General features: G+C 64.0%; 12 protein-coding genes. All 12 read left to right on the plus strand.

Going from position 1 to position 14,460, the window contains the following annotated elements; genetic code table 11:
• Positions 1-298 precede the first annotated feature (298 nt).
• Positions 299-1,726: an arginine-ornithine antiporter gene (arcD, locus tag NP552_RS06165; RefSeq protein WP_054915088.1), complete on the plus strand. Its 1,428-nt coding sequence runs from the start codon at positions 299-301 to the stop codon at positions 1,724-1,726.
• A gap of 33 nt (positions 1,727-1,759) precedes the next feature.
• Complete coding sequence (gene arcA / locus NP552_RS06170) at positions 1,760-3,016, plus strand: arginine deiminase (protein WP_043862423.1); 1,257 nt, start codon at positions 1,760-1,762, stop codon at positions 3,014-3,016.
• A gap of 82 nt (positions 3,017-3,098) precedes the next feature.
• A complete protein-coding gene (locus NP552_RS06175; RefSeq protein ID WP_043862424.1) occupies positions 3,099-4,109 on the plus strand; it encodes an ornithine carbamoyltransferase in 1,011 nt (336 codons plus the stop codon).
• Between the two features lie 52 nt (positions 4,110-4,161).
• Positions 4,162-5,091: a carbamate kinase gene (gene arcC, locus NP552_RS06180; protein ID WP_043862425.1), complete on the plus strand. Its 930-nt coding sequence runs from the start codon at positions 4,162-4,164 to the stop codon at positions 5,089-5,091.
• A 54-nt stretch (positions 5,092-5,145) separates the two neighbouring features.
• Positions 5,146-5,505 carry a DUF5064 family protein gene (locus NP552_RS06185; RefSeq protein ID WP_043862426.1) on the plus strand — a complete coding sequence of 120 codons (360 nt, stop codon included), beginning with the start codon at positions 5,146-5,148 and terminating at the stop codon, positions 5,503-5,505.
• 137 nt (positions 5,506-5,642) lie between these two features.
• On the plus strand, positions 5,643-7,160 hold the full coding sequence (locus tag NP552_RS06190; RefSeq protein WP_043862427.1) for a sigma-54-dependent transcriptional regulator: 1,518 nt from the start codon (positions 5,643-5,645) through the stop codon (positions 7,158-7,160).
• 254 nt (positions 7,161-7,414) lie between these two features.
• Entirely contained in the window at positions 7,415-7,798 is a 384-nt protein-coding gene (gcvH, locus tag NP552_RS06195; protein WP_043862428.1) for a glycine cleavage system protein GcvH, read from the plus strand.
• Between the two features lie 10 nt (positions 7,799-7,808).
• Positions 7,809-10,664, plus strand: a complete 2,856-nt coding sequence (gene gcvP, locus NP552_RS06200; protein ID WP_274096553.1) for an aminomethyl-transferring glycine dehydrogenase — start codon at positions 7,809-7,811, stop codon at positions 10,662-10,664.
• 100 nt (positions 10,665-10,764) lie between these two features.
• A complete protein-coding gene (locus NP552_RS06205; protein WP_043862430.1) occupies positions 10,765-12,141 on the plus strand; it encodes an L-serine ammonia-lyase in 1,377 nt (458 codons plus the stop codon).
• A 29-nt stretch (positions 12,142-12,170) separates the two neighbouring features.
• Positions 12,171-13,295 carry a glycine cleavage system aminomethyltransferase GcvT gene (gcvT, locus tag NP552_RS06210; RefSeq protein ID WP_058541434.1) on the plus strand — a complete coding sequence of 375 codons (1,125 nt, stop codon included), beginning with the start codon at positions 12,171-12,173 and terminating at the stop codon, positions 13,293-13,295.
• Between the two features lie 340 nt (positions 13,296-13,635).
• A complete protein-coding gene (locus NP552_RS06215; RefSeq protein ID WP_003175786.1) occupies positions 13,636-13,848 on the plus strand; it encodes a cold-shock protein in 213 nt (70 codons plus the stop codon).
• Between the two features lie 97 nt (positions 13,849-13,945).
• A complete protein-coding gene (locus NP552_RS06220; RefSeq protein ID WP_043862432.1) occupies positions 13,946-14,434 on the plus strand; it encodes an RDD family protein in 489 nt (162 codons plus the stop codon).
• Positions 14,435-14,460 lie beyond the last annotated feature (26 nt).

Here is a 14,460-nt window from a genome sequence, read left to right on the forward strand (position 1 = left end):
GTGAGTTTTGCGTACCCCATCTACTTCATCAAGCAAACAAGATCTTTTCTCGTCAAAAATTTGCTAAACCCGTAAAAGCGACTAGCTTCAAATCTCGCAGCCATTCAGAGCGAATGCTCTAGAAAAAGGCTGGAGGTGCCATTGCACAAGGCTTGCGGGGTGTGGGCGAGGCGCCGGCTGCAGCGCTTCAAGTCCTTCAACAACAATGGAATGTATCAATGAACTGACCTGAATCAGCTCTCGTCACGCTTGCTGGATTTATTCTGGCATCTCTCTTCTCCTGGAATGGAGTTATCCAATGTCAGACACTCCCGGAAAACTACGACTGGGTGCGTTAGTCGCACTTGTAGTGGGTTCCATGATCGGCGGCGGTATCTTCTCGCTGCCGCAGAACATGGCCGCCAGCGCCGATGTCGGCGCCGTGCTGATCGGCTGGGGCATCACCGCCATCGGCATGCTGACCCTGGCCTTCGTGTTCCAGACCCTGGCCAATCGCAAACCTGACCTGGACGGCGGCGTATACGCCTACGCCAAGGCCGGCTTTGGCGACTACATGGGCTTTTCGTCCGCCTGGGGCTACTGGATCAGTGCCTGGCTGGGCAACGTGGGCTACTTCGTACTGCTGTTCAGCACCCTGGGCTACTTCTTCCCGATCTTCGGCGAAGGCAACACCCCGGCGGCGATCATCGGTGCCTCGATCCTGCTGTGGGCAGTGCACTTTCTGGTGCTGCGCGGCATCAAGGAAGCAGCGTTCATCAACCTGGTCACCACCGTGGCCAAGGTCGTGCCACTGGCGCTGTTCATCCTGATTGCCCTGTTCGCGTTCAAGCTGGACATCTTCACCGCCGACATCTGGGGCACGATGAACCCGGACCTGGGCAGCGTGATGAACCAGGTGCGCAACATGATGCTGGTCACCGTGTGGGTGTTCATCGGCATCGAGGGCGCCAGCATCTTCTCGGCCCGCGCCGAAAAACGCTCCGACGTGGGCAAGGCCACCGTGATCGGCTTCATCACCGTGCTGCTGTTCCTGGTACTGGTGAACGTGCTGTCGCTGGGCATCATGACCCAACCGGAACTGGCCAAGCTGCAGAACCCGTCGATGGCCGCCGTGCTCGAGCACGTGGTCGGTCACTGGGGCGCGGTGCTGATCAGCGTCGGCCTGATCGTCTCGCTGCTGGGGGCCCTGCTCTCGTGGGTACTGCTGTGCGCCGAGATCATGTTCGCCGCAGCCAAGGACCACACCATGCCGGAGTTCCTGCGCCGCGAGAACGCCAACCACGTGCCGGCCAACGCCCTGTGGCTGACCAACGCCATGGTGCAGATCTTCCTGGTCATCACGCTGTTCTCGGCCAGTACCTACCTGTCGCTGATCTACCTCGCCACCTCGATGATCCTGGTGCCCTACCTGTGGTCGGCGGCCTATGCGTTCCTGCTGGCACTGCGCAGCGAAACCTATGAACAGGCGCTGGCCGAACGCAAGAAAGACCTGATCATCGGCGGTATCGCACTGCTCTATGCCATCTGGCTGCTGTACGCCGGTGGCGTCAAGTACCTGCTGCTCTCGGCCCTGCTGTATGCCCCTGGCGTGGTGCTGTTCGCCAAGGCCAAGCGCGAGGTGGGCCAACCGATCTTTACCAACGTGGAGAAGCTGATCTTCGCCGCCGTAGTCATTGGCGCCCTGGTGGCGGCCTATGGCCTGTACGACGGCTTCCTGACTCTGTAACCCCCCGTATTCGCAACTTGGAGGAAATGAACCATGTCCACGGAAAAAGCTAAGTACGGCGTACATTCCGAAGCCGGCAAACTGCGCAAAGTGATGGTTTGCTCCCCAGGCCTGGCTCACCAGCGCCTGACGCCGAACAACTGCGACGAACTGCTGTTCGACGACGTACTCTGGGTCGCCCAGGCCAAGCGCGACCACTTCGACTTCGTGACCAAGATGCGCGAGCGCGGCATCGAAGTGCTGGAAATGCACAACCTGCTGACCGACATCGTCGCCATGCCCGAAGCACTGGACTGGATTCTGGAGCGCAAGGTCACCGCCGACTCGGTGGGCCTGGGCCTGATCAACGAAGTGAAATCCTGGCTGCGCAGCCTGGAGCCGCGACACATCGCCGAGTACCTGATCGGCGGCGTCTCGGCCGATGACCTGCCCGACAGCTTCGGTGGCAAGACCATCCAGATGTTCCGCGACTTCCTGGGCCACTCCAGCTTCATCCTGCCGCCGCTGCCCAACACCCAGTTCACCCGCGACACCACCTGCTGGATCTACGGCGGCGTGACGCTGAACCCGATGTACTGGCCGGCGCGTCGCCAGGAGACCCTGCTGACCACCGCCATCTACAAGTTCCACCCGCAGTTCACCAATGCCGATTTCGAGATCTGGTACGGCGACCCGGACAAGGACCACGGCAACTCCACCCTCGAAGGCGGCGACGTGATGCCTATCGGCAACGGCGTGGTACTGATCGGCATGGGCGAACGCACGTCGCGTCAGGCCATCGGCCAACTGGCGCTGAACCTGTTCAAGAACAAGGCCGTGGAACGCGTGATCGTGGCCGGGCTGCCGAAGTCCCGCGCTGCGATGCACCTGGACACCGTGTTCAGCTTCTGCGACCGCGACCTGGTCACGATCTTCCCCGAAGTGGTGAACCAGATCGTCGCCTTCACCCTGCAACCCGACGAAAGCAAGCAGGGCGGCATCGACATCCGCCGCGAAGAAGCCAGCTTCCTCGATGTGGTGGCCAAGGCCCTCAAGCTGCCCAAGCTGCGCGTGGTTGAAACCGGTGGCAACAGCTTCGCCGCCGAACGCGAGCAGTGGGACGACGGCAACAACGTGGTGGCCGTGGAGCCGGGCGTGGTCATCGGCTACGACCGCAACACCTACACCAACACCCTGCTGCGCAAGGCCGGTGTCGAGGTCATCACCATCAGTGCCGGCGAACTGGGCCGCGGACGTGGGGGCGGCCACTGCATGACCTGCCCGATCGTGCGCGACCCAATCGACTACTAAAACGACCATCGTCCGGCCGCGCCCACAAGGCGCCGGCCGGGCCGATCAGCCCTTTGCGTTCTAAAAGAACAGGAGCAACATCATGGCGTTCAACATCCACAACCGCAGCCTGCTGAGCCTGGAACACCACACCCCGCGCGAGCTGCGCTACCTGCTGGACCTGTCCCGTGACCTCAAGCGTGCCAAATACACCGGCACCGAGCAGCAGCACCTCAAGGGCAACAACATTGCGCTGATTTTCGAGAAGACCTCGACCCGCACCCGTTGCGCCTTCGAAGTGGCCGCCTATGACCAGGGCGCCAACGTCACCTACATCGACCCCAACTCCTCGCAGATCGGCCACAAGGAGAGCATGAAGGACACCGCCCGCGTGCTCGGGCGCATGTACGATGCCATCGAGTACCGTGGCTTCAAGCAGGAAGTGGTCGAGGAACTGGCCAAGTTCGCCGGCGTACCGGTGTTCAACGGCCTCACCGACGAATACCACCCCACCCAGATGATTGCCGACGTGCTGACCATGCGCGAGCATGCCGACAAGCCGATCCACGACATCAGCTACGCCTACCTGGGCGATGCGCGCAACAACATGGGCAACTCGCTGCTGCTGGTCGGCTCCAAGCTGGGCATGGACGTGCGTATCTGTGCGCCCAAGGCCCTGTGGCCGCATGACGACCTGGTGGCACGCTGCAAACAGTACGCAGAGGAAAGCGGTGCCCGCATCACCCTCACCGAAGACCCGAAAGCTGCGGTCAAGGGCGTGGACTTCATCCACACCGACGTGTGGGTATCGATGGGCGAGCCGGTCGAAGCCTGGGGCGAACGCATCAAGCAACTGCTGCCATACCAGGTCAACGCCGAGCTGATGAAGGCCACCGGCAACCCACGCACCAAGTTCATGCACTGCCTGCCGGCGTTCCACAACTCCGACACCAAGGTCGGCAAGCAGATCGCCGAGCAGTACCCGCACCTGGCCAACGGCATCGAAGTGACCGATGACGTGTTCGAGTCGCCGGCCTGCATCGCCTTCGAGCAGGCGGAAAACCGCATGCACACGATCAAGGCGATCCTGGTGTCGACCCTGGCCGACCTGTAACCCCGCCGGGAGCCGGCGCTGCCGGCTCCTGCACCCTAGAAAGGACATCATCATGCGTATCGTTGTTGCATTGGGCGGCAACGCCCTGCTGCGCCGCGGCGAGCCCCTTACCGCCGACAATCAGCGCGCCAACATCCGTATCGCCGCCGAACAGATCGCCAAGATCCACCCCGGCAACGAACTGGTCATCGCCCACGGCAACGGCCCGCAGGTCGGCCTGCTGTCGCTGCAGGCGCAATCCTACAAACCCGACGAAGCCTACCCGCTGGACGTGCTCGGTGCCGAAACCGAAGGCATGATCGGCTACATCATCGAACAGGAGCTGGGCAACCTGCTGGACTTCGAGGTGCCCTTCGCCACCCTGCTGACCCAGGTGGAAGTGGACGCCAACGACCCTGCCTTCAAGGACCCGACCAAGTTCATCGGCCCGGTCTACGGCAAGGAAGAAGCCGAGCGCCTGGCCAAGGAAAAAGGCTGGGTGGTCAAGGCCGACGGCGACAAGTTCCGCCGCGTGGTGGCCAGCCCCAAACCCAAGCGCATCTTCGAGATCCGCCCGATCAAGTGGCTGCTGGAAAAGAGCAGTATCGTGATCTGTGCCGGGGGTGGCGGCATCCCCACCATGTATGGTGAGAACGGCAAGCTGCAGGGCATCGAGGCGGTGATCGACAAGGACCTGTGCTCGTCGCTGCTGGCCGAACAGCTGGACGCCGACCTGCTGGTGATTGCCACGGACGTGAACGCGGCGTATGTCGACTTCAACAAGCCGACCCAGAAAGCCATCGCTCAGGCCCACCCGGACGAACTGGAGCGCCTGGGCTTTGCCGCAGGCTCCATGGGGCCGAAGGTGCAGGCCGCTTGCGACTTTGCCCGGCACACCGGCAAAGTAGCGGTTATCGGCTCGCTGGCCGATATCGAAGACATCGTCAAGGGCACTGCCGGCACTCGGGTGAGTACGTCCAAGCCGGGTATCGACTACCGTTGATGCAGTTGGGCGGATCTGCAGGTCCGCCCGTTTCAACCTTCCAGAGGAGCCGCCATGGCCATATTCGAACCCGGTCATCTGCACATCGAGCGCCATGCGCTGAACAAGGCCGATTACAGCTACAACCTGTGCATCGACTACAAGGTTGAGCAGGATCCCAAGGAAGGCAAAGGCATGAGTTTTCGCATGCATGGCACCATCGAGGACAAGCCGATGGACGAAACCTTCTTCATGCCCAAGGACCAGGCCTTCGACTTCGCGCGGCAGGCCTCGATCATCGCGCAGAAGTACGGCATGCCCAAAACCGCCAGCATCAGCTCGCTGCACAAGATCTACGACATGATGTTCGAGGATGTGCGCGCACAGCTCGATGTGAAATCGGGCGACCCGGTCAAGCCCGAGCACCTGGGCTAGCCCACCACGACCTCATCGCGGGTCAAGCCCGCTCCCACAAAAATCACCTGCGCCTGTGGGAGCGGGCTTGACCCGCGATTCGACCGCGCAGCGGTCGCAGGGCATACTTGCCATCCCGGCAAGCCAGAACATCCCCCATGCGTATCCACGTCAGCTTCATCGACCGCGTCGGCATCACCCAGGAAGTGCTGGCCCTGCTCGGTGCCCGCCACCTCAACCTGGACGCCGTGGAGATGGTGCCGCCCAACGTCTACATCGACGCCCCGACCCTGAGCCCCGACGTGCTCGAAGAGCTGCATGACGCGCTGTTCAACGTGCACGGCGTGCAAAGCGTGAAAGTGGTCGACATCCTCCCCGGCCAGCGCCGCCACCTGCAGCTCGATGCCCTGCTCGCCGCCATGAGCGACCCGGTCCTGGCCCTGGACAGCGCCGGCCATGTGCTGCTGGCCAACCCCGCATTGATCGCCCTGTGCGGCCAGGACCCGGAGGGCCGCTCGGTGGGTGAGCTGTTCGGCGACCCGCAACTGCTCGATGCGCTGATCGAACAGGGTTTCCACCTGCCCCTGCGCGAAGTCACCCTCAACGGCCAGACCCTGCTGCTCGACGCCACCCCGATCACCAACGCCGGCGCCCTGCTGACGCTGTACCAGGCCAACCGCATCGGCGAACGCCTGTCGGCCCTGCACCACGACCATGCCGAAGGCTTCGACGCGCTGCTCGGCGACTCGCCACCCATCCGTACCCTCAAGGCCCGCGCCCTGCGTGTGGCGGCGCTGGATGCGCCGCTGCTGATCCACGGCGAGACCGGCACCGGCAAGGAACTTGTAGCCCGTGCCTGCCACGCCATCAGCAGCCGCCACAACGCACCCTTCCTGGCACTGAACTGTGCGGCGCTGCCGGAGAACCTGGCCGAGAGCGAGCTGTTCGGCTACGCCCCCGGTGCCTTCACCGGCGCGCAACGCGGCGGCAAGCCGGGGCTGATGGAGCTGGCCAACCAGGGCACGGTGTTTCTCGATGAAATCGGCGAGATGTCGCCTTACCTTCAGGCCAAGCTGCTGCGGTTTCTGAGCGATGGCAGCTTTCGCCGCGTGGGCGGTGATCGCGAGGTCAAGGTCAACGTGCGCATCCTCAGCGCCACCCACCGCGACCTGGAAAAGATGGTTGCCGAAGGCAGTTTTCGCGAAGACCTGTTCTACCGCCTGAACGTGCTCAACCTGGAAGTGCCGCCGCTGCGCGAGCGTGGCCAGGACATCCTGATGCTGGCCCGTGCCTTCATGCGCCAGGCCTGCACGCAGATCCAGCGTCCGCTGTGCCGGCTGGCGCCGGGCACCTACCCGGCGTTGCTGGGCAACCGCTGGCCGGGCAACGTGCGCCAGTTGCAGAACGTGATCTTTCGCGCTGCGGCCATCTGCGAGAGCAGCCTGGTGGATATTGGTGACCTGGACATTGCCGGCACCTCGGTGGCGCGCCAAAGCGATGGTGAAGTGGCCAGCCTGGAGCAGGCCGTGGAGAACTTCGAGCGTGGCCTGCTGGAAAAGCTCTACGCCACCTACCCCTCCACCCGCCAGTTGGCCAGTCGCTTGCAGACTTCGCACACGGCTATTGCGCATCGGCTGCGCAAGTATGGCATTCCCGGAAAGGAAACCCTTCCGTAGCGAATTCGATACACCGTATCGATTTCGCTACATCGCCCGTTTGCCACTGTAATGCAAGGTTTTGATCCCTCTGCGCTTTTTCAATACTCGAAAGGTGTAGCGATTTCGCTACGACCTGCATAACGAGCACCGCTGACAAATACATAACCAATTGATTTGTAAGCATTTTTTATAAATGGCCACGAACTTGCTAAGGAGATGTCAGTTCCGGGCTGGCCTGATGGTGAGCCCTACCGCACCCCTGAGGAGTTCCCATGAGCGAGTTGCGTTTTACCGAAGATCACGAATGGCTGCGCGCCGAAGCCGACGGCAGCGTCACGGTCGGGATCACCGCCTTTGCCCAGAACGCATTGGGTGACGTGGTCTATGTGCAACTGCCGGAACTGCAAACCTACGAAGCCGGGGCCGAAGCCTCCACCGTCGAATCGGTCAAAGCCGCCAGCGGCGTGTACATGCCGCTGACCGGTGAAGTGGTGGCAGTCAACGAACAGCTGCAGGACAGCCCCGAGCTGGTCAACGAAGACCCGCTGGGCGAAGGCTGGTTCTTCCGCTTCATCCCGGCCGATGCCGGCGCCGTCGCGCAACTGCTCGACCAGGACGCCTACGACCGTCTGATCAAAGCCAACGCCGACGCCTGAGGAAATCACCATGACCATCAACCTCGGCACCGCCAATCAGTTCATCGCCCGTCATATCGGCCCGCGCGACACCGACGAGCAGGCCATGCTCGCCACCCTGGGCTTCGACTCGCTGGAGGCCATGAGCGCCGCCGTGATCCCCGACAGCATCAAGGGCACCAGCGTGCTCGAGCTCGGTGACGGGCAGAGCGAAGCCGATGCCCTGGCTTCGCTCAAGGCCATCGCCGGCAAGAACCAGCTGTTCAAGAGCTTCATCGGCCAGGGCTACTACAACACCCACACCCCGGCACCGATCCTGCGCAACCTGCTGGAAAACCCGGCCTGGTACACCGCCTATACCCCCTATCAGCCCGAGATTTCCCAGGGCCGCCTGGAAGCGCTGCTGAACTTCCAGACCCTGATCAGCGACCTCACCGGCTTGCCGATCGCCAACGCCTCCCTGCTCGACGAAGCCACCGCCGCCGCCGAAGCCATGACCTTCTGCAAGCGCCTGAGCAAGAACAAGGGCAGCCACGCCTTCTTCGCCTCGGTGCATTGCCACCCGCAGACCCTCGACGTGCTGCGCACCCGTGCCGAGCCGCTGGGCATCGAGGTGGTGGTGGGCGACGAGCGCGAGCTGGGCGACGTGAGCGCCTTCTTCGGCGCCCTGCTGCAGTACCCGGCCAGCAACGGCGAGGTGTTCGACTACCGCGAACTGGTGGAGCGCCTGCACGCCGCCAACGCGCTGGTGGCGGTAGCCGCCGACCTGCTGGCGCTGACCCTGCTGAGCCCGCCGGGTGAGTTCGGCGCCGACGTGGCCATCGGCAGCGCCCAGCGCTTCGGCGTGCCGCTGGGCTTCGGCGGCCCGCATGCGGCGTACTTCTCCACCCGCGATGCGTTCAAGCGCGACATGCCCGGTCGCCTGGTCGGCGTGTCCATCGACCGCTTCGGCAAGACCGCCCTGCGCCTGGCCATGCAGACCCGCGAGCAGCACATCCGCCGCGAGAAGGCCACCAGCAACATCTGCACCGCCCAGGTACTGCTGGCCAACATCGCCAGCATGTACGCCGTGTACCACGGCCCGCAGGGCCTCAAGCAGATCGCCCAGCGCACCCACCAGCTGACCGCGATCCTGGCCAGCGGCCTCAAGGCACTGGGCGTGAGCGTGCAGAACGCCGCGTTCTTCGACACCCTGACCCTGGCCACCGGCGGCGCGACTGCCTCGCTGCATGAACAGGCGCGCGCCCGCCAGCTCAACCTGCGCCAGATCGATGCCGAGCACCTGGGCCTGTCGCTGGACGAAACCAGCACCCAGGCCGATGTCGAGGCCCTGTGGCAGCTGTTCGCCAATGGCCAGGCCGTACCGGACTTCGCCGCGCTGGCCGCTGCCACGCCAGCACGACTGCCGGCCGCCCTGCTGCGCCAGTCGGCCATCCTCGAACACCCGGTGTTCAACCGCTACCACAGCGAAACCGAACTGATGCGCTACCTGCGCAAGCTGGCCGACAAGGACCTGGCGCTGGACCGCACCATGATCCCGCTGGGCTCGTGCACCATGAAGCTCAACGCCGCCAGCGAAATGATCCCGGTGACCTGGGCCGAGTTCGGCAACCTGCACCCCTTTGCCCCCGCCGAGCAGAGCCAGGGCTACCAGCAACTGACCGACGAGCTGGAGGCCATGCTGTGCGCCGCCACTGGCTATGACGCCGTGTCGCTGCAGCCCAACGCCGGTTCGCAGGGCGAGTACGCCGGCCTGCTGGCGATCCGCGCCTACCACCAGAGCCGGGGCGATGCCCGCCGCGATATCTGCCTGATTCCCTCGTCGGCCCACGGCACCAACCCGGCCACCGCACACATGGCCGGCATGCGCGTGGTGGTCACTGCGTGCGATGCCCGTGGCAACGTCGACATCGACGACCTGCGCGCCAAGGCCATCGAGCACCGCGACCAGTTGGCCGCGCTGATGATCACCTACCCGTCCACCCACGGTGTGTTCGAGGAGGCCATCGGCGAGATCTGCGCGATCATCCACGACAACGGCGGCCAGGTGTACATCGACGGCGCCAACATGAACGCGATGGTCGGCCTGTGCGCCCCGGGCAAGTTCGGCGGCGACGTGTCCCACCTGAACCTGCACAAGACCTTCTGCATCCCCCACGGCGGTGGCGGCCCGGGCGTCGGCCCGATCGGTGTCAAGGCGCACCTGGCGCCGTTCCTGCCGGGCCATGCGCACCTGCACAACCCCCAGGGCGCGGTATGCGCGGCGCCGTTCGGCAGTGCCAGCATCCTGCCGATCACCTGGATGTACATCCGCATGATGGGCGGCGCCGGGCTCAAGCGTGCGTCGCAGATGGCGATCCTGAATGCCAACTACATCGCCCGCCGCCTGGAAGAGCACTATCCTGTGTTGTACACCGGCGGCAATGGCCTGGTGGCGCACGAGTGCATCCTGGACCTGCGCCCGCTCAAGGACAGCAGCGGCGTCAGCGTCGACGACGTGGCCAAGCGCCTGATCGACTTCGGCTTCCATGCCCCGACCATGTCGTTCCCGGTGGCCGGCACGTTGATGATCGAGCCGACCGAGAGCGAGGCCAAGGAGGAACTGGACCGCTTCTGCAACGCCATGATCTGTATTCGCGAAGAGATTCGCGCAGTGGAGAACGGCAGCCTGGACAAGGACGACAACCCGCTGAAGAACGCCCCGCACACCGCGGCCGAACTGGCCGGCGAATGGCCCCACGGCTATAGCCGCCAGCAGGCGGTGTACCCGCTGCCATCGCTGGTGGAGGCCAAGTACTGGCCACCCGTGGGGCGTGTCGACAACGTGTTCGGCGACCGCAACCTGATCTGCGCCTGCCCGTCGATCGAAAGCTATCAGGACGCCTGAGGGCCTCTTCGCCGGCAAGGCCGGCTCCTGCAGAGCCCGCGCGCATCTGTAGGGGCCGGCCTTGCCGGCGAAGCTTTTCAACCTGCACGAGGGTACGACCATGTCACTCAGCGTCTTCGACCTGTTCAAGATCGGCATCGGCCCCTCCAGCTCCCATACCGTCGGGCCGATGCGCGCAGCCGCGCGTTTTGCCGAGGGCCTGCGCCGCGACGACCTGCTGGCCAGTACCGCCAGCGTCAAGGTCGAGCTGTACGGCTCGCTCGGCGCCACCGGCAAGGGCCACGGCAGCGACAAGGCGGTGCTGCTGGGGCTTGAGGGCGAACACCCCGACAGCGTCGACACCGACACCATCGCAGCGCGCCTGCAGGCGATCCGCAGCAGCGGGCAGCTCTACCTGCTGGGCGAGCACGCCATCGAGTTCAACGAAAAACAGCACCTGGCGATGATCCGCAAGCCGCTGGCCTTTCACCCCAACGGCATGATCTTTCGTGCCTTCGACGCCGCCGGCCTGCAGGTACGCAGCCGCGAGTACTACTCGGTGGGCGGTGGTTTCGTGGTCGACGAAGGCGCCGCCGGGGCCGACCGTATCGTCGAGGACAGCACCACACTGCCCTACCCGTTCAAGACGGCCCGGGAACTGCTTGACCACTGCACCACGCATCACCTGAGCATCAGCCAGGTGATGCTGGCCAACGAATCGGCCTGGCGCCCCGAGGCCGAGACCCGCAGCGGCCTGCTGCACATCTGGCAAGTGATGCAGGACTGCGTGGCTGCCGGCTGTCGCAACGAGGGCATTCTGCCCGGCGGGCTCAAGGTCAAGCGCCGCGCGGCGGCCCTGCACCGCCAGCTGTGCGCCAACCCCGAGGCGAGCCTGCGCGATGCGCTGTCGGTACTCGACTGGGTCAACCTCTATGCCCTGGCGGTCAACGAAGAGAATGCCTCCGGCGGTCGCGTGGTCACCGCCCCCACCAATGGCGCTGCCGGCATCGTGCCGGCGGTGCTGCACTACTACATGCGCTTCATCGGGGGTGCCAGCGAAGACGGCGTGGTGCGCTTTCTGCTCACCGCCGCTGCCATCGGCATCCTGTACAAGGAAAACGCCTCGATCTCGGGGGCCGAAGTGGGCTGCCAGGGTGAGGTCGGGGTGGCCTGTTCGATGGCAGCCGGGGCCCTGTGCGAGGTGCTGGGCGGCAGCGTGCAACAGGTCGAGAACGCCGCCGAAATCGGCATGGAACACAACCTGGGCCTGACCTGCGACCCGATTGGCGGGCTGGTCCAGGTGCCCTGCATCGAACGCAATGCCATGGGCTCGGTCAAGGCGATCAACGCGGTGCGCATGGCCTTGCGCGGCGACGGGCAGCACTTCGTCTCGCTCGACAAGGTGATCCGCACCATGCGCCAGACCGGCGCCGACATGAAAAGCAAATACAAGGAGACCGCCCGCGGCGGTCTGGCCGTCAACATCATCGAGTGCTGACAACCTCAAGCCTCTAGAAGGAGTCATCAATGTCCACCGACACACTGCTGCAAACACCGCTTCATGCCCTGCATCTGGAACTGGGCGCGCGCATGGTGCCGTTCGCCGGCTACGACATGCCCGTGCAGTACCCGCTGGGGGTGCTCAAGGAGCACCTGCACACCCGCGAACAGGCCGGCCTGTTCGACGTGTCGCACATGGGCCAGATCCGCCTGGTGGGCGCCGATGCCGCCAAGGCCCTGGAAACCCTGGTGCCGGTCGACATCATCGATTTGCCGGTGGGCATGCAGCGCTACGCGATGTTCACCAACGAACAGGGCGGCATCCTCGACGACCTGATGGTGGCCAACCTGGGCAACGACGAACTGTTCCTGGTGGTCAACGCCGCCTGCAAGGACCAGGACCTGGCCCACCTGCGCCAGCACATCGGCACGCTGTGCCAGGTGCAGCCGCTGTTCGAAGAGCGCGCCCTGCTGGCCCTGCAGGGCCCGGCGGCGGTCAAGGTGCTGCAGCGCCTGGCCCCCGAGGTGGCGGACATGACCTTCATGCAGTTCAAGCCCGTGGTGTTGCTGGGCGTGGACTGCTACGTGAGCCGTTCGGGCTACACCGGCGAAGACGGCTTCGAGATCAGTGTGCCCAGCGCCAGCGCCGAGGCCCTGGCCCGTCACCTGCTGGCCGAGCCGGAAGTGGCCGCCATCGGCCTGGGCGCGCGCGACTCGCTGCGCCTGGAAGCCGGCCTGTGCCTGTACGGGCATGACATGAATGCCGACACCACGCCGATCGAGGCAAGCCTGCTGTGGGCCATCTCCAAGGTACGCCGCGCCGATGGCTCGCGGGCGGGAGGCTTCCCCGGCGCTGCTGCGATCTTCGCCCAGCAGCACAGCGGCGTGGCGCGCAAGCGCGTCGGCCTGCTGCCGCAGGAGCGTACCCCGGTGCGCGAAGGGGCCGAGATCGTCGATGAGGCCGGCACGGTGGTCGGCAGCATCTGCAGCGGAGGCTTCGGGCCCACGCTGGGCGCGCCAGTGGCGATGGGATATGTGGACCAGGCCCATGCAGCGCTCGATACACCGCTGTGGGCCATCGTGCGCGGCAAACGGGTGGCGATGAAAGTCAGCAAGATGCCGTTCGTTGCCCAGCGCTACTATCGCGGCTGAAACAGCGCAATTGAAACAAGGTGTCATGGCGCGTTCGGGATATTCGTTTTCGAACGCGTTTTACAACTTTCGAACACGCCCGACAGCGGCCCGCAAACAGCCCCGGAAATTTCCCGCCAGGCCCCGTGGTGCGGCGCTCTGCGGGACTTGTTTTTGCAATCGAAATGAGTGTAGATTCACTGCACTGTGTTTGCATGGGTCGCTATGGTTCGTGACCTGGGCAGTAGCGCCGAGTTTTGCTACAACCCGTTCGACGTCTCTTACTTTCCTGCAACCCAGCCCAGTACTCTTTCAATGAAAGAAACTGTTACTAATTCTAAGTTTCAAAGGAAATAAGACAATGTCCCAACGTCAGAGCGGTACCGTCAAGTGGTTTAACGACGAGAAAGGTTTTGGTTTCATCACTCCAGAGAGCGGTCCGGATCTGTTCGTACACTTCCGCGCTATTCAGGGCAACGGCTTCAAGAGCCTGAAAGAAGGCCAGAAAGTGACCTTCGTTGCTGTGCAGGGCCAAAAAGGCATGCAAGCCGACGAAGTTCAAGCCGAAGCCTGATCTTCATCAACGAAAGAGCCCCTGCTGGCAACAGCAGGGGCTTTTTTGTGCGCGCAATTCCGTAGAATGGGCGCTTTGTCACCCGGAGCCTGAGCGCATGCCCAAGCAACTTCTTCAACCACAGGGCGAGTTCCCCGTGGTCGGCCTGGGCCGTCGCCTGGCCGCGATGTTCTATGACTTCCTGTTGTGCACCGCCCTGCTGATGGTGACCACGCTGGTGTACAAGATGGTGCAGATGGCGATCATCGGCGAGACGCGCATGCGCGCCCTGACCGAGGCGGGGGCGCTGGATGGCGATCCATTGCTGTCGACCGTTCTGCTGTTCATGCTGTTCGGCTTCTTCGCCAAGTTCTGGACCCACGGCGGCCAGACACTTGGCATGCAGGTATGGGGCATCCGCGTGCAGAATGCCGACGGCAGTGCCATCAGCCTGTGGCAGGCACTGCTGCGCTTTGTGGTGTCGATTGCGTCGTGGCTGTGCCTGGGCCTGGGGTTTCTGTGGTCGCTGGTGGACAAGAAAAAACGCGCCTGGCATGACATGTACTCGGAAACCCAGCTGGTGCGGATTCCCAAGCGCAAGAAGTAGAACCGCAGCGCGCCGTTCGCCGGCAC

It is taken from the genome of Pseudomonas sp. 8209 (assembly GCF_028682105.1).
Lineage (GTDB): Bacteria > Pseudomonadota > Gammaproteobacteria > Pseudomonadales > Pseudomonadaceae > Aquipseudomonas > Aquipseudomonas palmensis.

Coding starts and splice junctions, on each gene's coding strand:
- arcD (WP_054915088.1), top strand. CDS start 299: ATGTCAGACACTCCCGGAAAACTACGACTGGGTGCGTTAGTCGCACTT.
- arcA (WP_043862423.1), top strand. CDS start 1,760: ATGTCCACGGAAAAAGCTAAGTACGGCGTACATTCCGAAGCCGGCAAA.
- NP552_RS06175 (WP_043862424.1), top strand. CDS start 3,099: ATGGCGTTCAACATCCACAACCGCAGCCTGCTGAGCCTGGAACACCAC.
- arcC (WP_043862425.1), top strand. CDS start 4,162: ATGCGTATCGTTGTTGCATTGGGCGGCAACGCCCTGCTGCGCCGCGGC.
- NP552_RS06185 (WP_043862426.1), top strand. CDS start 5,146: ATGGCCATATTCGAACCCGGTCATCTGCACATCGAGCGCCATGCGCTG.
- NP552_RS06190 (WP_043862427.1), top strand. CDS start 5,643: ATGCGTATCCACGTCAGCTTCATCGACCGCGTCGGCATCACCCAGGAA.
- gcvH (WP_043862428.1), top strand. CDS start 7,415: ATGAGCGAGTTGCGTTTTACCGAAGATCACGAATGGCTGCGCGCCGAA.
- gcvP (WP_274096553.1), top strand. CDS start 7,809: ATGACCATCAACCTCGGCACCGCCAATCAGTTCATCGCCCGTCATATC.
- NP552_RS06205 (WP_043862430.1), top strand. CDS start 10,765: ATGTCACTCAGCGTCTTCGACCTGTTCAAGATCGGCATCGGCCCCTCC.
- gcvT (WP_058541434.1), top strand. CDS start 12,171: ATGTCCACCGACACACTGCTGCAAACACCGCTTCATGCCCTGCATCTG.
- NP552_RS06215 (WP_003175786.1), top strand. CDS start 13,636: ATGTCCCAACGTCAGAGCGGTACCGTCAAGTGGTTTAACGACGAGAAA.
- NP552_RS06220 (WP_043862432.1), top strand. CDS start 13,946: ATGCCCAAGCAACTTCTTCAACCACAGGGCGAGTTCCCCGTGGTCGGC.